The sequence below is a fragment of the Paenibacillus elgii NBRC 100335 genome (genome assembly GCF_004000865.1).
Taxonomy (GTDB): domain Bacteria; phylum Bacillota; class Bacilli; order Paenibacillales; family NBRC-103111; genus Paenibacillus_G; species Paenibacillus_G elgii.
Genome location: NZ_BIMB01000067.1, coordinates 12,833 through 31,882 on the forward strand (window position 1 = coordinate 12,833; position 19,050 = coordinate 31,882).

At 55.4% G+C, this 19,050-nt stretch carries 17 protein-coding genes and 2 riboswitches; of the genes, 9 read left to right on the forward strand and 8 right to left on the reverse strand.

The genetic code is table 11. The features are described from left to right. The first annotated feature begins 176 nt into the window (after positions 1 to 176). Positions 177 to 761 carry a MarR family winged helix-turn-helix transcriptional regulator gene (locus PEL01S_RS30825; RefSeq protein ID WP_127462952.1) on the forward strand — a complete coding sequence of 195 codons (585 nt, stop codon included), beginning with the start codon at positions 177 to 179 and terminating at the stop codon, positions 759 to 761. Positions 762 to 838: 77 nt separating this feature from the next. On the opposite strand, the gene pdxR is transcribed toward PEL01S_RS30825, so the two are convergent. After that, positions 839 to 2,242: a MocR-like pyridoxine biosynthesis transcription factor PdxR gene (gene pdxR / locus PEL01S_RS30830; RefSeq protein ID WP_127462953.1), complete on the reverse strand. Its 1,404-nt coding sequence runs from the start codon at positions 2,240 to 2,242 to the stop codon at positions 839 to 841. Between the two features lie 194 nt (positions 2,243 to 2,436). Here pdxR and PEL01S_RS30835 point away from each other — a divergent pair, with 194 nt between their 5' ends. Continuing rightward, the gene (locus PEL01S_RS30835) at positions 2,437 to 3,042 is read left to right on the forward strand and encodes a DUF2087 domain-containing protein (RefSeq protein ID WP_108530829.1); all 606 of its coding nucleotides are present in this window, start codon (positions 2,437 to 2,439) and stop codon (positions 3,040 to 3,042) included. A gap of 159 nt (positions 3,043 to 3,201) precedes the next feature. Here PEL01S_RS30835 and PEL01S_RS30840 read toward each other — a convergent pair whose 3' ends face one another. From PEL01S_RS30840 to PEL01S_RS30850, 3 genes are read right to left on the reverse strand one after another with little or no spacing between them, the layout of a single operon-like run. Further along, on the reverse strand, positions 3,202 to 3,495 hold the full coding sequence (locus tag PEL01S_RS30840) for a DUF3817 domain-containing protein (protein ID WP_063186967.1): 294 nt from the start codon (positions 3,493 to 3,495) through the stop codon (positions 3,202 to 3,204). After that, positions 3,449 to 4,303, reverse strand: a complete 855-nt coding sequence (locus PEL01S_RS30845; protein WP_239551263.1) for a cyclodeaminase/cyclohydrolase family protein — start codon at positions 4,301 to 4,303, stop codon at positions 3,449 to 3,451. Before PEL01S_RS30845 ends, PEL01S_RS30840 begins: the two co-directional genes overlap by 47 nt. Continuing rightward, positions 4,300 to 5,163: a bifunctional 5,10-methylenetetrahydrofolate dehydrogenase/5,10-methenyltetrahydrofolate cyclohydrolase gene (locus PEL01S_RS30850; RefSeq protein ID WP_127462954.1), complete on the reverse strand. Its 864-nt coding sequence runs from the start codon at positions 5,161 to 5,163 to the stop codon at positions 4,300 to 4,302. The genes PEL01S_RS30845 and PEL01S_RS30850 overlap by 4 nt, the downstream gene beginning before the upstream one ends. Before the next feature lie 91 nt (positions 5,164 to 5,254). Continuing rightward, positions 5,255 to 5,338, reverse strand: a riboswitch (ZMP/ZTP riboswitch). Positions 5,339 to 5,542: 204 nt separating this feature from the next. Between PEL01S_RS30850 and PEL01S_RS30855 the strand changes: the two genes are divergently transcribed. From PEL01S_RS30855 to PEL01S_RS30865, 3 genes are all read left to right on the forward strand, one after another. Then, positions 5,543 to 6,169 carry an HAD family hydrolase gene (locus PEL01S_RS30855; RefSeq protein WP_127462955.1) on the forward strand — a complete coding sequence of 209 codons (627 nt, stop codon included), beginning with the start codon at positions 5,543 to 5,545 and terminating at the stop codon, positions 6,167 to 6,169. Positions 6,170 to 6,203: 34 nt separating this feature from the next. After that, positions 6,204 to 7,169, forward strand: coding sequence for a helix-turn-helix transcriptional regulator (locus PEL01S_RS30860; protein ID WP_127462956.1), 966 nt, complete (start codon positions 6,204 to 6,206; stop codon positions 7,167 to 7,169). 70 nt (positions 7,170 to 7,239) lie between these two features. Further along, positions 7,240 to 7,836, forward strand: a complete 597-nt coding sequence (locus PEL01S_RS30865; protein ID WP_239551265.1) for an SRPBCC domain-containing protein — start codon at positions 7,240 to 7,242, stop codon at positions 7,834 to 7,836. A gap of 478 nt (positions 7,837 to 8,314) precedes the next feature. On the opposite strand, the gene PEL01S_RS30870 is transcribed toward PEL01S_RS30865, so the two are convergent. After that, positions 8,315 to 8,932 (reverse strand): NUDIX hydrolase, encoded by a 618-nt coding sequence (locus PEL01S_RS30870; protein ID WP_063188332.1) that lies wholly within the window; start codon positions 8,930 to 8,932, stop codon positions 8,315 to 8,317. Positions 8,933 to 9,169: 237 nt separating this feature from the next. On the opposite strand from PEL01S_RS30870, the gene PEL01S_RS30875 reads away from it, so the two are divergent. The 3 genes from PEL01S_RS30875 (at position 9,170) to PEL01S_RS30885 (ending at position 14,164) form a co-directional block, all read left to right on the forward strand. Next, a complete protein-coding gene (locus tag PEL01S_RS30875; protein WP_127462963.1) occupies positions 9,170 to 9,838 on the forward strand; it encodes a helix-turn-helix transcriptional regulator in 669 nt (222 codons plus the stop codon). A 268-nt stretch (positions 9,839 to 10,106) separates the two neighbouring features. Further along, a riboswitch (cyclic di-GMP riboswitch) is annotated at positions 10,107 to 10,200 on the forward strand. Between the two features lie 111 nt (positions 10,201 to 10,311). Further along, positions 10,312 to 12,027, forward strand: a complete 1,716-nt coding sequence (gene ggt / locus PEL01S_RS30880) for a gamma-glutamyltransferase (RefSeq protein ID WP_063188336.1) — start codon at positions 10,312 to 10,314, stop codon at positions 12,025 to 12,027. Between the two features lie 88 nt (positions 12,028 to 12,115). Next, positions 12,116 to 14,164: a methyl-accepting chemotaxis protein gene (locus tag PEL01S_RS30885; RefSeq protein WP_239551267.1), complete on the forward strand. Its 2,049-nt coding sequence runs from the start codon at positions 12,116 to 12,118 to the stop codon at positions 14,162 to 14,164. 64 nt (positions 14,165 to 14,228) lie between these two features. Here PEL01S_RS30885 and PEL01S_RS30890 read toward each other — a convergent pair whose 3' ends face one another. The 3 genes from PEL01S_RS30890 to PEL01S_RS30900 are packed head-to-tail and all read right to left on the reverse strand — an operon-like array spanning position 14,229 to position 17,680. Then, positions 14,229 to 15,194, reverse strand: coding sequence for a DMT family transporter (locus PEL01S_RS30890; RefSeq protein WP_127462957.1), 966 nt, complete (start codon positions 15,192 to 15,194; stop codon positions 14,229 to 14,231). Positions 15,195 to 15,215: 21 nt separating this feature from the next. Then, positions 15,216 to 16,967, reverse strand: coding sequence for a sensor histidine kinase (locus PEL01S_RS30895; RefSeq protein WP_127462958.1), 1,752 nt, complete (start codon positions 16,965 to 16,967; stop codon positions 15,216 to 15,218). Continuing rightward, positions 16,964 to 17,680 (reverse strand): response regulator transcription factor, encoded by a 717-nt coding sequence (locus PEL01S_RS30900; protein ID WP_127462959.1) that lies wholly within the window; start codon positions 17,678 to 17,680, stop codon positions 16,964 to 16,966. The genes PEL01S_RS30895 and PEL01S_RS30900 overlap by 4 nt, the downstream gene beginning before the upstream one ends. 135 nt (positions 17,681 to 17,815) lie before the next feature. Between PEL01S_RS30900 and PEL01S_RS30905 the strand changes: the two genes are divergently transcribed. Continuing rightward, positions 17,816 to 19,015, forward strand: a complete 1,200-nt coding sequence (locus tag PEL01S_RS30905) for a DUF418 domain-containing protein (protein WP_127462960.1) — start codon at positions 17,816 to 17,818, stop codon at positions 19,013 to 19,015. Positions 19,016 to 19,050 lie beyond the last annotated feature (35 nt).

Genomic DNA, 19,050 nt, shown 5'->3' on the forward strand with positions numbered 1-19,050 from the left:
GAATCAGCAATATTGTTTCCTGGAAACAATATTAGCGGCGACCACTGCTTTTGTCAATATTGTTTCCGGGAAACATTTTTTGTTCGAGGATGATCAGGCGCCATTTCCGTTTTTGAAATAGCCCCGTTCTTGATATACTGATAAAATAAACCGACCGAAAATGAAGGAGATTCTTCATGGCACATACTTCCAACGACGGCCTGCCCGCCGGTAGCCAAGATTCCAAAGAGCCGCTCATCCGGCAGGTCATCGGATTGTTCGGGCAAGTCCAACGGCGAATGGAGGCCGAGGATGACGAAGAGCGGCAGTGGATGGCCCGGAATTGCGACAATGCGGCAATTATCGGGCTTTTGAAAGATACGACGGTGACCGAGCTGCATGTGCTCGACGCCATCGGACGGCTGGAGCCGGTGAACGGCATTACCGTCTCCAGACAATTCGGCATTCCGAAGGGCAGCGTTTCCAAAATTACCCGAAGACTGACCGCCAAAGGCCTGATCCAGAAGCAGTTTCTTCCCAATAACAAAAAAGAAGTGCTTTTCCGCACGACTCCGCTCGGTCAGGAGCTGTTCCGGCTTCACGAAGCGCTGCACCGGCAAATGGAGCAAGGCGTCGTCCGCTTCCTGCAAAAGTATGACGACGCGGAGCTGCGTGTGCTCGTTCGCATTTTGCAGGATTCCCTTCAAGCGTCCTGGGTAAATCCGCAAGCGAGCCCCGGCCCGGATGACGAAGCAAGGGAAGCGGAACCGCCTTCCGTGTAAGCTTGCGCGCATAAACGAGGGGAAGCGCCGGACCTGACCGGCGCCCCCTGCACGGTCGCAAGGCCATCGTTATGCAGCTACATGCCGAGCAAAGCCCGGCTAAGCCGGGCGATCCCCTCCTGAATATCCTCCTTGGGAAGATGACCGTACCCCAAAATAAGGCGGCTGCGCTGCGCTTCTTTGTCGTTGGCGTGCTCTTCCACCAAATACACCTTAACCCCCATCCGTTTGATCCTCCGAACCGCCTCTTCGTCGAACCGGCGTCCGGGAAACTCTGCGACGAGATGCAGTCCGGTCGAATCACCGATGATGTTCACCCGGCCCGGAAAAGCGGACCGCAGACAGTCGATCAGACAATCTCTGCGGCTTTTGTACAGCTTCTTCATCTTCGCGATATGCCGTTCCAGATAGCCCCCTTCCATAAAACGCGCAAGAATGAGCTGATCCATCGAAGGCTTGTGCAGATCCGCGTACCACTTCAAGCGGCGGCAGGATTCGACGAGAGGCATCGGAAGAATCAGGTAACCCATGCGCAGCGCCGGAGATAAAATTTTGCTGAACGAGCCGATGTAGAGAACGCGGTCCGGCTCCAGCCCCTGCAAGGAGCTGACCGGCGGCCCTTCATAACGGAATTCGCTGTCGTAATCGTCCTCGACCAAGTAGCAATCGTGCGTACGCGCGTATTGAATCAACTGAATGCGCCGCTGAATCGGCAGCGCTCCCCCCAGCGGATATTGATGCGAGGGCGTAACGAATGCGAATTGGGGCGAACTTGCCTGCGGCAGCAAAGCCGTCTGCATCCCATGCTCGTCTACCGGGACGAAGCGAATGGTGGCGCCTTGGGCTTGAAACATCGCCTGAATATCGCAGGTGATCGGATCTTCCATGATCACTTCATCGCCCGGCGACAGCAGCAGCTTGGACACCAGAGACAGCGCTTGCGTAGCGCCGGAAGTGATGACGAGCTGGTCCGGGTGACAGTACACTCCCCTGCTTTTCAACAAGTACTGTGCCAACACATGCCGCAGCTCGGGACGCCCTTCGGGAGTATCGTAGCCCAGCACCGCAGACGACGCTTCGTTCCAGACGGCCGAAGATAGCTGCGCCCATATTCTGCGCGGAAATCGGTCCAAGGCCGGAATGCCCGAGCGGAAATTGACGAGGCCCTCGTCCTTAAGCAGATTGTCATACACGCTCGGCGCCATCGCTTCCGTCACTCGTCTTCGCTGTTCGAGACAGGCGCCTTCCGCCACGAACGTCCCCGCGCCCCTCCGCGAGATCAGAAAGCCTTCCGCCAGCAGTTGGTCGTACGCCTCCAGAACGACATTGCGCGATACCTTCAACTCCCCGGAAAGCTCCCGCGTAGAAGGCAGCTTCTCGCCGGACGGAAGCTCCCCCTTTAAGATGCGGTCGCGGATTTGCCCGTACACCTGCCCGATCAGCGGCATGTCGAGCGATCGGTCAATCGGAATCCATAGCATAGACCTCTCCCCTTTTGGCCAAAGTGGCTCCATTCAGATTCAGCTTCATTGGCACTATTATAAACCACTCGGCCATGCTACAGTGAATTTATTGGATTTCATTGACAGTCGATACTAATTTGAATATTATCTAATTAGATAATAATTAAATTAGATACGTGTTAAAAAATATTATGGACGGTGATCATCAACCCATGCAGCTGGATAAGATCGTCAACTATCATAAAGCGCTCGCCGACCCGACAAGAATCCGCATCCTTATCCTGCTGGCGGACGGGGAGCTGAACGGACAGGTGCTCGCCGACAAATTAGGCGTAACCCCTGCCACCATCACCCACCACGCCGCCAAGCTGCGGGAAGCCAGCTTGCTTTATGAGCGCCGGGTGAAGAATACCATCTACTTTTCGCTGAACCATCACTTCATCAAGGCGAACGCCGCCGCTTCGGTAGAGCTGATCTACTCCCATTCCAACGAGACAGGAGGGCCTTCCATGCCCGAGGACAAAGCCGAACGTCTTCAACAATCCGTTCTGAAAAACTTCTTCACCACTGAAGGCAAGTTAAAACACGTGCCTGCCCAGTTGAAGAAGAAGTTGATCGTTCTGGAGCATATCGTCTCCAGGTTGGAGAAAGGAAGAAAGTATACGGAGCAAGAAATCAACGACTTCATCCGGCAGTATCACGAGGACTTTGCGACGATCCGCAGGGAATTTATTATGCACCGGTTCATGTTCCGGGACAACGAAGAGTACGAGCTGAATCCGCGCAAAATGTGGGCGAAGTGGGACAAACTAACTTAAGCGGAGAAGCTTAGCACGAGGAATTTCGGTGGACCAAACGGCTGTAAAACAAGAAATGAGAAAAACTCCTTACTGGAGTCTTTTCGGGCAAAACGTTATAGGTGGGCAGTGAAGGGTGGACCCGCAAGCTTCTCCGTGCGGCTACCTTTTCCTGGTCGCCTAGCGGCTGTTTTTCAATAAACGCGAATCCAGCACGAAATTGCCGAACGGAATGAAGGCGGCAAGCATGGCGAACAGCACTTTCAGCACGGTCCAGCGGTGAGCGAAGGTGACGTGGATGACGGCCAGCACATACAGCACGAACAACAGGCCGTGGAGCGATCCGACAATTTTGACGGCTTGCGGTATGTCCAGAAAATACTTGAGCGGCATGGCGATGGCCAGCAGAACGAGATAGGACATCCCCTCAATAAAAGCGATGATGCGCAAGCGGCCGATGGGATGATTCAACATGGCATGACCTCCAAAGTACAAAATAAGATGTAACCGCTATCTTCAGGCCTGCTTTGGGACGAACCCAAAGATTCACCTTTATTATAAACTGCCGGAATTCGCCAAGCATTGGGCAATTGTGACTTTTTTCAAACACCTGCCTGCGGCCGGAATCAGCCGGGACCAGCGCTTGGTCAATGCCCCGCGATCCGGCTGTGAACGGTACGGAGCACCTGCGTTTTGAGCGCCTCCGCCTCCTGAAGCATCGCGGACACCTGTCGTTCGTATTGGGCTCTGCGTTTCTCAGCGAACTCAAGTTGATCCGCACGGTCAGCCCGGCGGATTGGGCGGACGCTTCGAACAGCAGCGCCCCGATGCCGAGATCGGAGACGACGTGCTTGTTGCAGCCCTCGGCGATCCGCTCCGCGGCCCGAAGTCCTTCCAAGCATACCTGAATCAATCGGAGCGGGACCGCAGTGGCGCTCGCGGCTGCTTCGTCGATCGCCGAGCGTCTTGCCGCCCGCTCCTCTTCGCTTTCCTTAGGCAGCTTCAACGCCCTCATATATTCCTCGAATGCACGGATATCCGCTTCCAACAGCTCCTCGCACGCCCCGGTAAGTCGGTTCATCGTCTCCAAGACCTCGCCTACGGAAGTTTGGAGCGCAGCGAAGGCCTCCCCTTGCGACAAACGGCTTGCCATCGACGCCATCGAGGCGCCGAGCGCCGCAGCGAGAGCAGCTACGCTGCCACCCCTCGGCGTCGGCTCGGCGCTTCCAGCCTCCTGAACGAACTCTCCGACCGTCCGGTTCCACCATACCGTTGACGTCATTGTCCCGCCACCTTTCCTTGGGCTTGCAGATCCAGCGCTTTCAGCACATTTTCGAACAAAATCGCTGTCGTGAGCGTCCCGACGCCGCCGGGTACCGGGGATACCGCCTTCACCGCTTCGGCCGCTCCTGCAGACACATCGCCTGCGATGCTTCCGTCCGCCGATTCGTTAATTCCCGCATCGATGAGAACGAGCTCCGGGTGAACCATCTCCCGGGTCACCAGTCCAGGCTGTCCTGCCGCAGCGAACGCAACCTCCGCATGCCGCAGATGGAAGGCAAGATCCGGGGTGCGCGAGTGACAGACGGTGACGGTGGCTTGCTCCCGCTGTAGCATATGGAAGAGCGGCAGCCCTACCGTCTGGCCTCGGCCGATTAGTGCGACGTTGGCGCCCTCCAGCCGGTAGCCGTAATGCCGGAGCAGCCGGATACACGCTTGCGGCGTGGCAGGATAAAGCCCCTCCAAGCCCGTCATCGTCGCCAGCTTGTTGGCGGGCGTCACCCCGTCTACGTCCTTCTGCGGAGCGATGGCGCTTTCGATCCGTGCCTGGGACCAATGCTTCGGCAGCGGAAGCTCCAGCATAATCCCGTGAACGGCGGAATCGGCGTTCCATTCGGCGATTAGTCTCATCACTTCGCTTTCCTGCGCGTCAGGCCGGAACGTTTTCAACTGAAACGCGATACCCAGCCTTCCGGCAATTTTTTGCTTGGCCCGGACATAGAGCAGCGAGGCGGGATCGCCTTCGACCAAAATAACCCCCATGCAAGGCAGACAGCCGGCAGCCTTCCATTCCTCCGTTCGCTTAAGAATCCGCTCATATACTTGATCCGCCGCCTCTTTCGATTTCAGCAGTTGCGCCATAGGGCTCGACCTCCAATGTGTTTTCGCTAGAATCGGGTTCATAAACGAAAAAAAGCATTCGCCAAAGCTCCTCCAACGAGTCTTCGGCAAATACTTTTACCCAGGCGAACGGCAAGATTCCGACCGCATGCTCCCTTGTGGTTATCCACTCTTTTCGCCAGTCGCATACGGCTTTCGTTTGTTGTTGATATTGTAGCAAAAGGAGTGGCATATGGAAACCTTGATTTTGCGAATGCATAGAAATCACGAAATTACGCACAATTCATTATGAAATTTAGGTATTTTTGCTTATATTCATCGAATATCACTTGTTAACACAAGTTATTGTAAGTATAATTAAGTTATGCTGCATCATTCATAACGAAAGGATTGATTCCTCATGTATCCTTGTCTATTATTCGATGTAGATGGCACGCTTCTCGATACGGAGCAGGCGATTCTTAGTTCGCTGTCGGACCTGCTGCGGGAGAGGAACATCCCTTTTGAGCCTGAGGACCTTGCCTTTGTGCTCGGGATACCGAGCGCCCGCTCGCTCCCCCGCTTCGGGATTCAAGATATTGAGGAAGCCGCGAACCGTTGGAACCGGCTAATGGAGCGGCATGACTACCAAATCCGCGTATTCGAAGGCATCGAACCGATGCTGCGCCGGGTCAAAAAGCTCGGGCTGCGAACCGGTATCGTCACCTCCAAAACCCGCACGGAATACATCAAAGATTTTGCCCGGTTCGACCTGCACCCTTACTTCGATGTCGTCGTCTGCGCCGACGATACAGCCCGGCATAAGCCGCATCCCGAGCCGATTCTGACCGCCTTGAAGCGGCTTGAGGCAGAGCCGAAGGATGCGATGTACATCGGAGACAGCATCTACGATATGCAGTGCGCGGCCGGAGCGGGTGTCGCCTCCGGACTGGCGCTATGGGGAGCTTACGATGCCGGAATTGCGGCCAATTACCGTCTGCGGCATCCGAACGATATTCTGACGATCATGGAAGCCGCGCTTCCGTGATCTCTTCCGCCGCTTAGAAAAGGAGCATCAAGCCATGTCCAAAGCGGACAATATGTTATCGATCCTGTGGCTGCTTAAAAAAGGGAAGCGCCTGACCGCCCAGCAGCTTGCGGACGAGCTGGAGATTCATGTGCGAACCGTCTACCGGTGCATCGACGCTTTGTGCGCCAGCGGGGTTCCCGTCGTCGCCGACGCCGGGCATCATGGCGGCTACAGCTTGCTCGAATCGTTCAACGAAGCTCCGTTGTTTTTTGATTTGGAGGAACAGACGGCGCTCGTCCATTCGGCGACTTTCGCCCAGCAGGCGGGCTATCCTTACGGCGAAGCGCTGGAGCGGGCCGTTGCCAAGCTCAAGAGATACACGAACGAGGAGCAGCTCCATGCGCTGGAGAGGCGCGAATCGGGACTGGAGGTCATCCATCCGCCAGTCCCTCCCCGGCTCGAGTCGGTTCTGCAGGTATTGGAGCAGTCCGCCGCCGAAGGCCGCACCCTGCGGATCGCCTACCAGTCGGGCTACGAATCCGACATTACGGAGCGGAGCATCGATCCGTACGGACTCGTCCATTGGAAGAGCGCCTGGTATATCGTCGCTTACTGCCGGCTCCGCCGGGAAATCCGCAGCTTCCGGGTCGATCGTATCCGCGATTGGACGCAAACCGAGGAGAGCTTCATGCGGCCGGGCGGGTTTTCCGCCCGGCATTTTTTGCTGAAGGATTTGCTGCCGGGCCCCGAAACGCAAGAAGCGCTGATGACCGTCCGCATCCAAGGGCAGCCGCAGGCGATTAACGATCTATGCCGACACTGGCTGTTCGGTCACACGCTTGTGGAACGGTCGGCCGATCATGCGCAGTTTCAAGTCACCGAGTCATTTGCCTACACCCGCTTGCCTTACATGCTACTCGGTTACGGCGGATCAATCTCCGCCGTCGAGCCGCTCCCGCTCAAAGAATGCATGGCGGGCATCGCCTCCGCGCTTGCCGAATATTACGAAACCTTATAACTTCACTGGCCGTCCGTGTCAGTGAAGTTTGTTTATAATAGAATTATCAAACGTTGTGGAGGATAAAGCGATGACAACTCCGATCTCGAAGCAAGCTTTGCCGGACGAAACCGGCCATACGTGGGAAGAGTGGCTGATGATTTTGCAGAGAACCGTGGGCCAAGCTTGGTCATATGAGGATATCGTCAACTATTTGCGCGACGAGCATGACGTGGAGCCCCGCTGGGGCGAGACGATCGCCGCTGCCTTCGAGCAGAAGCGGGGCCGCAAGCCTGCGGGCTTGACGGCTTCCGCCGGCTTCCAGATCGGGGTGCGCCGGACGCTGCCGGTCTCCCCGGAACGGGTCTGGGAGCTGCTGACCGCGCCGGAAGGGCTCCGCTTGTGGCTGGGCGGACTGCCCTCCCTCCCGCAGCAAGGGGAAGCCTATTTGACCGAAGACGGCACGTCCGGCCAGCTTCGGGTGCTCAAGCCGCTGTCCCAGCTCCGCATGACCTGGCAGCCTCAGGATTGGGAGCATGCGTCTACCGTTCAAATCCGTCTGCTGCCGGCAAGCTCGGGAAAAACGACGATCAGCTTCCATCAGGAAAAGCTCGAGGACGCGTTCCGCCGAGAAGAAATGAAGCACCGCTGGGAGCAGGTCATCGCCAACCTGGAGGAGAGAATCTAACACGAACAGATTCAGCCATATCGCCCTCCAGGTAACGCGGGCCGAAGCTGTTCCCGATCAACGCGACCTATTATGCGACATATTATGCGGTCTATTTCGAGGCCCCTTACAGCAACGCCTACGACATCGTTCACCGCTTGAACTAGGCCCGTCATGCCGTACGAGCGAGCCTATCCCCTTTCGCAGAGCCGCTTATACGGCGCACTGCCTCCTCGCCATAACCTAAAAAAGAGGGGCTTCCGCCCCTCTGAGTGTTGAAAAGTGGTTTTTGACTGAAAGGAGAAACATACGGAGGTGGGGTATCCACTGGAGAAGCGATAGCGGCCGCCTTTGTCTTCGGGAAATGTCCGCTACTAAGCGGCTTCCAATCAAATTTCCCGGGGACAACAGCGGTCGGAAGTGGATACCCCACCTCTTCGTAACCTCTATTCCCTCAATTACCACTTTCTCAACAAGCTCAGGGCCCCCTCGCCCCTCTTCAATCCAAAATGACCGGTTTGTCCGGATCGCGCATAAACTCGAACATCGTCCGCAGCTGCGCCTCGGTGTTGCGCTCGACCGATAAGACGGGCAGCTCGTCTTCGCCGAAAAAACCGACGGCCGACGTTTCAATCCCAGTCTCGGCGCTTCCCCCTATGATCTCACATCGGATAAACAGCTTATAAATATGATACGGCTCCGGCGGATGCCCGTGAAATTTCTTGTCCAGCACGGCAAGCAGCCGGACCGGCTTTGCGTCGAAGCCCGACTCCTCCTTGATTTCCTTGACCGCAACCTCCGACGGCGACAAGCCGATATCCGCCCATCCCCCCGGAAGCGCCCAGACGCCGTCGTGCTTTTCGCGGACAAGCAGAAGCTTTTCGTCCCGGAACACGACGCCGCGAATATCCACCTTCGGCGTGGCATAACCGGTATCGCTGGCGAACGTCAGCTTGATTTTCCCGGGGTCCGTCTCCGTGTAATGAGCCAGAATGTCGACGCTCATTTGCCGTAATTCCTCGAACCGCTCCCGATCGTAGACATCCTTCGTGTACGCCAATCCGGTCTGCGCGATTGCTTGAATCTGCTTGGCCCATTCCAACCATCGGTGATTCATAGGACAGCCTCCTTCATAGCTGTGAAAGGATCGTTCCCTCTCATTATACCTTCCCGACGTCCCTGCCTACAATTATTTCCATACATTCGCCGACCGCCCGGATTTGTCCGGCCGCCGAATTCGGTTGACAAGATTTCCGATTGCGATGATACTAAAGATACAGAAAACTTTTTTGGTGTTCAAACTATTTTTTTGAAACTCATGAGGTTTGTACACTGAAGGAAAGAAGTGAGTGGATTGGAATCGGTTAAAGAGGAGATCAGCTTCCTCCTTCCCCTGATACGCTGCATTGCGGCGCAGTTCGGGGATAAATGCGAGGTCGTGCTGCACGATTTGACACAGGGGTACGAAAGCACGATCGTCGCCATCGAAAACGGCCACATCACCGGAAGGAAGGTCGGCGACTGCGGCAGCAACCTCGGGCTCGAAGTGCTGCGCGGCACGGTCACCGACGGCGACCGGTACAACTATATTACACAGACGAAGGACGGCAAAATTTTGCGCTCGTCGACCACGTATATCAAGAACGGCAAGGGCGAGACGGTCGGAGCTTTGTGCATCAACTTCGATATTTCGGATCTGCTCGTGGCGGAAAATACGATCCGCTCGCTCACCATGCACAGCCTCGATCAGGAGGTCAAAGAAGTGTTCGTGAACGACGTGAACGATCTTGTCGATTATTTGCTGCAGGAATGCCAGAAGTCGATCGGCAAGCCCGTGTCCCATATGGCCAAAGAGGATAAGATCAAGGCCGTGCAGTTTTTGGACGCCCGGGGCGCGTTTCTCGTGAAAAAAGCCGGCGACAAGGTATGTCAATTTTTAGACATTTCCAAGTTCACGCTCTACAACTACCTCGATGAAATCCGGGTAAATCAGGAGCGCAGCGCAGCCCAAAAGTTTTTATAAGTCCATAGTCATGGAATCGTACTGCGCCTGCGGGTGCGGCCCTCAAGATAGAGCGAAGCTCTTGCGGATGATTTGGATCACCGCGGGCTTCGCTTGTTGCCGTTTCTGAAATGGTTTTCATACGACGTTTTTCGACATTTATGTCGATTTTTCAAACTATATGTCTTATTGTGAGGAATTTTACAAAAAAAACAATTGCCGGACTAGGAAAAATGGTGTATATTTCCTACAAGGCCATAGGCTGAATTTTCCATACGGGATCCTTTTAACATGAAAAAGGCAAACTATTCGAAAGAATAGGACGCAAAACTAGAGGGGCTAAGGCTGCTATCCTATAGCGGCTATGCCAGCCAGCTACCTGTCATCAAGGATAAGGACAAAGGTGACGACATCGTTCTGTCTCCTTTTTTGCTTTTCCGCTATCTTTTGACAGGCGAACAAAATCTGCTAGACAACGAAGAGGAGGAACACGAATGCGAGCAAGCAAGAAGAAAATGGCTATTTTAGGAACCGTCGCGGCATTATGCCTATCTACGGTTTCGAGCGCCGGAGCTGCAAACCGTCCGACTACCATGGCGCCTAGCGGAATGGTTACGACTCAACATTATTTGGCCTCGGCAGCGGCCTTGAAGGTGCTGGAGGACGGTGGCAACGCCGTAGACGCAGCCATCACCGCAGCGGCTACGCTGGCCGTTATTTATCCGCATTACACGAGCATCGGCGGAGACAGCTTCTGGCTGATCTACAACGCCAAAAAGAAAGAGCTCAAAGCGTTAAATGCAAGCGGTCCTTCGAGCGAGAAAGCGACCATCGATTACTATAAAAGCCAGGGCTACAGCAAAATCCCTTCCAGAGGCTACTTGTCGGCAAACACGGTACCGGGCACGGTTTCCGGCTGGTGGGAAGCGTACAACTACGCTGACGAAGAGATCGGCAACAGCAAGCCGTGGCGTTCTTTGCTCAAACCGGCGATCAAATATGCGGAAGACGGCTTCCCCGTTACACCGAACCAGGTATATTGGACTAACGTCAATCTGGATACGAAGGATGACGAGCTGAAGCATTTGCAGCGCTTCGAAGGCTGGGCCAAAACCTACTTGAAGCCTGACGGGCAGCCATACAAAGCAGGCGAGCTGATGAAGCAGCCGGATTTGGCCAAAACGTTAAAGGTCATTGCCAAAAAAGGCGCGGACGGCTTCTATAAAGGCGATGTCGCTGAGAAAATCGTCAAGGATGTGCAAGCGAACGGCGGACTGCTGACCGTGAACGACTTTGCGAACTACAAAGCCGAGTGGCAAAAGCCGATTTCGACGGACTACCGCGGGTATAAGGCATACAACGTTCCGCCGAACTCGCAAGGCATTGCTTCCCTTTCGATCCTGAATATTTTGAACAACTTCGATGTGAAAAGCTTGGGCGAAGGGACGCCGGAGTACTACCACCTGATCGTAGAAGCGACGAAGCAAGCGTTCGCGGACCGCAACAAGTGGCTGACCGATCCGAAATTTTCTGACATTCCGGTGGATTACCTGCTCTCCCCTGAGCATGGCAAAGAAATGGCGAAACGTATCGATATGAACAAGGCCGCAGCCGACGTTGTGCCGATGGATCCGAAAGGCGATACGACCTGGATGGGCTTCATCGACAAAGAAGGCAACGCCGTATCGTTGATTCAAAGCCATTACTTCGATTACGGTTCGGGGATCGTGGCGAAGGACACAGGTGTTCTGCTTCAGAACCGGGGCAGCTACTTCTCCCTGGATCCTAAGGAAGTCAACCACCTGGAGCCGAAAAAACGCTCGTTCCATACGATCAACCCGGCGATGCTGTTCAAAAACGACAAGCCGTACATGATCTACGGTACCCAAGGCGGCGAAGGACAGCCGCAGACGCAAGCCGCACTTGTTACCCGCATCGTCGATTTCGGCATGCCCGTACAAGATGCGATCGAAGCGCCTCGTTGGCTGCACGGACGCAACTGGGGATCTACCTCCAACGACCTGAAGCTGGAAGGACGCATTTCGAAAAGCGTTCAGGATGAGCTGATCCGTCGCGGTCATCCTGTCAAAATGATAGATGATTATACTGATGCGGTCGGGCAATCGGGAGTTATTCTGATTGATCCGGAAACGAACGTGAAATTTGGCGGAGCCGACCCGCGCGGTGAAGGGGCGGCACTCGGATACTAACCGTCTTACGGACTGCCGACTCTATGCTCAGCAGTCCGTTTTTTCTTTGCAGCGAGCCTGCAAAATTAACGAAGTAAGCGAGGATGAGATGATGGAGGAACATGGTAAACCGCAGATGCAAGCCGGACAGTTCGGCAAGCTGACCGGATGGTTCAGCAAAAAGCTGAAAAATAAAATGATCGCCTGGTTTTTGATCGTATCGCTTGTGCCGGTCCTGTCGATTTCCTATTATATTTCCAAGACGAGCTCGACGGAATTGATCAAGAAGCAGTCCGAATCGTACGAAAAGCTGGTGATCAGCACCGCGACGCTGATCGACCAATACATATCCGAACGTATGTCCGAAGTGAAAATATTGGCTTCCACGACCGATATCCGGTCGAACGATGCGGCGGCGAAGACAAAGTTTATCAAAAACTTTACGGAAAGCACCAAAGTTTTCGACGGCAATACGTTTATTTCTCCTAATGGCATCGTAACGGCCGATACTATCGAAGCCAGCATCGGCGTTAACTTGGGGGAAAGACCGTTTTTCAAAAACGGTTTGCAAGGAAAATCGACGTATACCGAGGTGTTGCTGGCCAAAACGACCGGCAAACGCTCCATTATTGTAGCCACGCCCGTTAAAGACGCTAACGATGCGGTGATCGGCGTGCTTACCGGGCTTGTCAATTTCGAAGGTTTTATGGATAAGTACGTGAAGCCGTTGATGATCAACGACGGAGAAGGTTATCCGATTGTCGTCGACTCTAACGGAATTATTCAGCTGCATCCCGTGAAGGAGCTCATCGGCAAAAGCGTGGCCGACTCTGGCGTCTCGCCGCTGTTGGCGGATATCCTGAAAGTCGGAAACAAGCAAGCGGGCTCGACCACCTACACCGACGGCGGCAAAACTTACATGGTCGCCTATTCCCCGATCCCGCAGACGGGATACGGCCTGTATCTTCATTTGCCAGTAAAAACGATCACAGCCGAAGCCTCGAAGATCGAGCAGAACGTCCTGATCATCCTGCTGATCGTAGTTGCTCTGGTCGTTGTGGTGGCTTATTTCCTAGGCAGACAAATTTCGAGACCGATCGCGGAGATGGCCGCCGTTACCAAGCGAGTTGCCGACGGCAACTTGAAGGTCGAGCCTTTGCCAATCCGCACGCAGGATGAAGTGGGACAATTGGCCCAGTCGGTCAATACCATGGTGGAGAGTCTGCATACCTTCGTTTCCCAGGTTACACTGACCGCGGAGGAGGTTGCCGCTTCGGCGGAGCAATTGTCGGTGAACGCCGGAGAAACTAGCAAGGCTACGCAGCTAATTGCCTTAACCATCGAGCAGATGGCCGACGGAACGGAACGGCAGATGCAAGGCGTCGAGGCCAGCGTCAACGCGATCACGGAAGTGGCGAACGGCGTTCAGCAGGTGGCGGCGAATGCCCAGCAGGTGACGGATTCTTCCCAGCACACGCTGCAGGCCGCCACGGAAGGTAACCAGGCCATTCAAACGGTCACCAAGCAAATGCAATCGATCAATACGACGGTCAACGAAATTGCCGCCAATATTTCAAGCTTGGGAGCGAGATCGACCGAAATCGAAAATATCGCCAAGGTTATTTCCGGCATCGCTACGCAGACCAACTTGCTGTCGTTGAACGCCGCTATTGAGGCGGCGCGCGCCGGAGAGCATGGACGCGGCTTCGCCGTGGTGGCAAATGAAATCCGGCAGCTGGCCGAGCAATCTTCCCAATCCGCTGCGCAGATCGGGGAGCTGATCTCTACGATCCAGAACGAGACGCAGAATGCCGTCGCTTCCATGGAGCAGGGAACCAAAGAAGTGAGCCTCGGCATCGAGGTCGTCAATGAAGCCGGGAAATCGTTCGATCTGATCCGGGAGTCCATCGACCAAGTGACCATCCAGATTCAAAACGTTACGGAATATGCACGGCAAATGCAGTCCAGCACCGGAGAAGCCGTTGAATTGGTGAGCGAAATTTCGGAGGTGGCTCGACAGTCTGCGGACGGAACCCAGAATATTTCGGCTTCCACGCAGGAGCAATTGGCTTCCATTGAAGAAGTGACCTCCTCTTCGGAATCCCTTGCCAAAATGGCCGAGGATCTGCAAAGTATCGTAAAAGAATTTAAGCTGTAGAACATAGAGCGGCCCTCGTTTCTCTTATGGAGACGAGGGCCGTCGTTGTTCGTTCGTCCGTCCGTTATGCGCGGGACGGGTCCTCTCCGCTCTTGCCGGAAGCCGCAGGCTGGCCCGGAGCTCGTCGCTTCGTGCCGAAACGGTTCGCCCCGATCACCCCGGCAATGATCATCACCGAGCCGACAAGATGATAGACCGTTACCGTTTCGCCGAGCACCAGCGCTCCCGCCGCAATCGAGACGACCGTCCCGAGGTTGGAGAACACGCTCATTTTGGACGCTTCCATCTTGGATAGCACGTAATTGGACAAGAGCGAAGTCACCAGCGAGGACAGCACGCCCAAATACACAATCGCGACGAGAAAACGGCCGCTGCCGAGCGGCTCAAACAGCTTGCCGAGCGTGCCTTCCATCCCGTGCTTGCCGAGCGAAATCAGCAGGAACGCGCCGAAGCCGAGCCATGTCGTAACGAAGCTCAGCTCCCAAGGGCTGAACCGCTTCGACAGCGAGCGGGCCATAACGCTGTATCCGGCGAAGGCGACGCAGGACAGGAATAGCAGAAGCAAGCCGTTCATGTTGCTCACATCGATCGATCTGCCGTTCATGACGAAGACGAAGACCACCCCGAACACGGACAGAAAAATCGACAGCTTCTGCTTCGCATTGGTCCGCTCCTTCAAAAACCAAGAGGCCAGCAGCATCGTGATAACCGGCGTGAAGGCGTATAGAATGCCGCCTTCGGCGGAACCGGCGTGCACCAGCCCGAACGCTTGAAAGGCGAAGAACGCAACAGGGTAAAATACCGCCAGCAGCAGGACGTCCTTGATCCGTTTGTTGCTGTAGTCGAGCTTGACCCAGCCGATGGCCGCCGGAACGGACATGACGACCGCCGACAGCAGAAAGCGGAACATGAGCGTATCCAGCGGATCGGCCGATTCCAGCGCCTGCTTCGTGAACAGAAACGAAAATCCGATAATCACCGCATTCAGTACGGCGCATATGTAAGCAAGCCGCAACCCTGTCGTTTTCATAGCTTTCTCCTCCTCTTCGTATCAAGCCACCGGGCGTTCCGCGAGCGGAAGCCGCACCAGAGCGACCGTCCCCTCGCCCACCCGGGATTGTACTTCGATCCGGCCTTGATGGGCCGTCGCAATCGCCTTGGCGATGCTCATACCGAGCCCTGCGCCGTCTGTCTTCTCCTCCGTATTCGTCCCGCGGTAGTACCTGTCGAACAGATTGCGCACGGTCTCTTCGTCCATGCCGGCGCCGTTGTCTTCCACTGCAATCCAGGCGTCCGCTCCTTCGCTTCCGGTACGAACCGTAATCTGCGTCCCGGGCGAGTTATGCTTCACCGCATTGGAGATCAGATTATCCAGCATGCGCTGAAACCACTTCGGATTCGCGTGCACCGTCAATGCCTGCTCCTCGCATTCGAAGGAGAAGGATACGTGCCCGATTGTCACGTCGTTCACATACCGGAGAACGATGCGGCGCACGAACTCATTCAGTTCGACATCCTCGAGCGGGAATTGGACCGCGTTGTTTTTCAACTGAAAGGTCAGGGAGAAATCTTGAAGCAGGCCGACCATGTAATCGCCCTTTTCCCGAATCGTCTTCCCCATCTCGCGAAGCTCCGGCTCGCTCCACTCAAACGTCCCGCTTTCCAGCAGGTGTCCATACCCTTGAATCGTAGAAAGCGGCGTCCGCAGATCGTGAGAAATGCCGGTCATCCATTCTTCCCGCGTCTTCTCCAGGCGGCTGCGTTCCCGCTCCGAAGCTTCCAGTCGCGCCGCCATCTCGTAGAAGCCTGCGATCACTTCTTTGTACAGCCGGTAGCGTAGACGGATACGGCCGTTCTTGCGGAACACCTTCTTCCGGTCTTTCTCCGTAAGCGCTTCCTGATAGCGCCCCTGTCCCATCCGCTCGAACCAATCGACGAACAACAGCAGCGGCTGTCCGTACCGGTAGCCATGCCATACCGAGAAGACGAAGGTCAGCAGCAGCACCACGCCTCCCGTGATGATGAGCGTCAGAATGACTTCATGCAGAATCGGCTGACTGGTAAAAGGCGGCCCTGCCTTGGCCTTATGCAAAATCCACGTATACCCGGAGGTGGAGTCGTAATAGAACGACATATCGGACGGGTAAAGGCCCGGTTCCGCCCGCATCGCGATCAGCTCCAGCGGCCGGTAAGGCTCCTTGCGCGCCGAATCGCCGACCGATTGCACGATGGCGCCGGACGTGTCGATAATTTGCACATAAGCGTTTTCGGACGCCAGCTGCCGCGTCAGCTCCTGGAGCGCATCCTGCCGGACCCGCCCCGCTTCTCCGTAGGCGCGAATCCACGCTTCCAGCTTCGCGGGACCCAGGTCCTCCGTCCCGAGCATGTACAGAAGCGGCGTGCCACCTGTGGCGCTAAACTTCGTTCCGACACGGAACGAATCGAAGCGCCCGTTCTCCTCGATTTGCAGCAGCTCGGCGGTTCCGTAGGACGCCGGGAGCCGATTCGGGGTATTGATGGAGCCAATGACCTTTCCTTCCGCGTCTACGACCTGCAGCCAGTAGCCCCGCTCCGTAAGCTGATCGGTCCAGTGTGAAGGAATCGTCACGCTTTCCCCGTTCTCCACTGTTTCCGTAATGATGGTGTCCAGCGCCCCGACGGGAAACGTCTTCTTCAAATCCTGATTGGTCAAGTATCGGATGACCAGCAGCAGAACGACAATCAGAGTGACCAGCACGAACATCCACAGGAAAAAAAACTGCACGGTAAAGTGCGCGGCAAGCCTTCGCCTCACCTTGCTCATCGGTACTGCTCCTTGAGCAGCTTGTAGCCGAGCCCGCGAACGGTAACCAGATGCTTGGGATCACCCGGATCGGATTCGATGCGCTCGCGGATTTTGCGAATATGCACCATCACCGTATTGTCGTCGCCCATGCCGTCGATGCCCCATACGGCTTCGTACAGCTGCGCTTTGGAGAAGACGATATTCGGATGCTTGCACAGATACAGCAGCAGCTGATAAGCTTGCGCGGGACAGGACACCGTCTCCCCGTTCACCGTCAGCTCCCCTGCCTGCTCGTCGAGCACGAACCGCCCGAAGTCGTAGCGGCTCCGGGAGTCTTCCGTCCCCTGCGGCGAAGGCGCAGAGTTGTTCCGGCGCAGCCTGGCTTTAATCCGGGCCGCAATTTCGAGCGGATTGAACGGCTTGGTCACATAATCGTCGCCACCGGTCGCGAAGCCGGTCAGCACGTCCAGATCCGACGTCCGGGCGGTCAAAAAAATAATATGCGCATCAGACATCTGCCTGATTTTCGGACATAATTCGAATCCGGTCTGATCGGGCAGCATAACGTCCAGCACAATAATGTCCGCTCCGTGCCGCTCCAGCAGCCGCAGCCCCTCCTGCGCCGTACCTGCCGTGTAAATATGGCGGAAGCCTTCTTTTTGCAGCACCATCCGGATCAAATGAATGATCGAGGCTTCGTCGTCTATAATTAAAATTTTTGGATTCAGCATCGTATCCCTCCATCCTTATTGTACCAGAGGCACCTTAATTCCGGCTAAATTTCCGCGCAGGCGTTAAGCAAACGTTAAGGATAGCTTTCGCCGGAATTTAACCGGCAGTGCTACACTCGATTCGAGGTGATATCGTTGCTTGAAAAGAATAACAGACTGCACGTCATTGACGGGCTGCGGGGATTCAGCTTGCTTGGTATTTTAATGGCCAATATGCTTATCTTCCAATACGGAATCTGGGGGAAGGACGCAATGCAGTTTTTCGCGTTGTCCCCGGCGGATACCGTCGTACATAAGCTCGTCAAAATTTTCGTCGAGGGGAGCTTCATGCCGATCTTTACGTTTCTGTTCGGGTTCGGCATGATCAAGATGAAGGAGAGCATGGAAGCAAGGGGCCTGAAAGCCGGAAGGCACCTCGTCCGCCGGTTTCTGATGCTGCTCGGCTTTGGCCTCCTGCATTCCACCTTTTTGTGGGAAGGCGACATTTTAGCTTTTTACGGAATGATGGGCTTTTTTCTGCTGATCTTTATGAACCGGAAAGCGAAGACGCTGCTGATCTGGGGAACGATTCTGCTGTGTCTGTTCGGTCTTCTGGGGCTTGCACCCGAGATTCCCGACGACCCGGCTGCGAAGCAGGATAAGGCGCGCATGGAGCAATACGTGAAAGACACGAACCATATCTACGGAACCGGCACGTACGAGCAAATCAAGCATCACCGGCAGACGGCGGACCCGTTCGGGATGAACGGCTTCATGCTCTTTTTCATGCTGCTGCTCGCCCCGCTGTTTACCGGGCCGATGTTTCTGTTCGGGATGTACGCCGCCAAGAAGCAGTGGTTCGTGGACCCGGTCGGCGAGCGGCACGCTTATTTGAGGGGGATGCTGATTTTCATGCCGGCGGGACTGCTCCTGAAATCGCTGAAGCCCCTGTTTCCTCAGCTCGGCTGGGCGGGAATTGGCGAGATGCTTGGCGGCAGCCTCCTGTCGCTCGGCTATATTTTCGGCTTTGCCCTGCTCTGCTCGGCTGCGAAGAACTCGCCTTGGCTGCGGCGGTTCGAAGCGGTCGGCAAGCTCTCGATGACGAACTATTTGATGCAGTCGGTAATCTGCACGTCGATTTTTTACGGATATGGTCTCGGCCTGTTCGGCAAGCTCGGCGTCGCGGTCGGTTGCGGGCTGGCGGTCGCCATTTATTTGATGCAGCTCTTTGCCAGCGCTTGGTACGTGAAACGGTTCTCCTTCGGGCCGATGGAGCGGCTGCTGCGCATGTGGACGTATTTCTCCTTCGCCGGGAAGCCGAAGCCGCGCATACAGCAGCCGACCGTATCTTCCTAGATCTAAACGCGAGAAAGATAGGTCCCGTTACATCT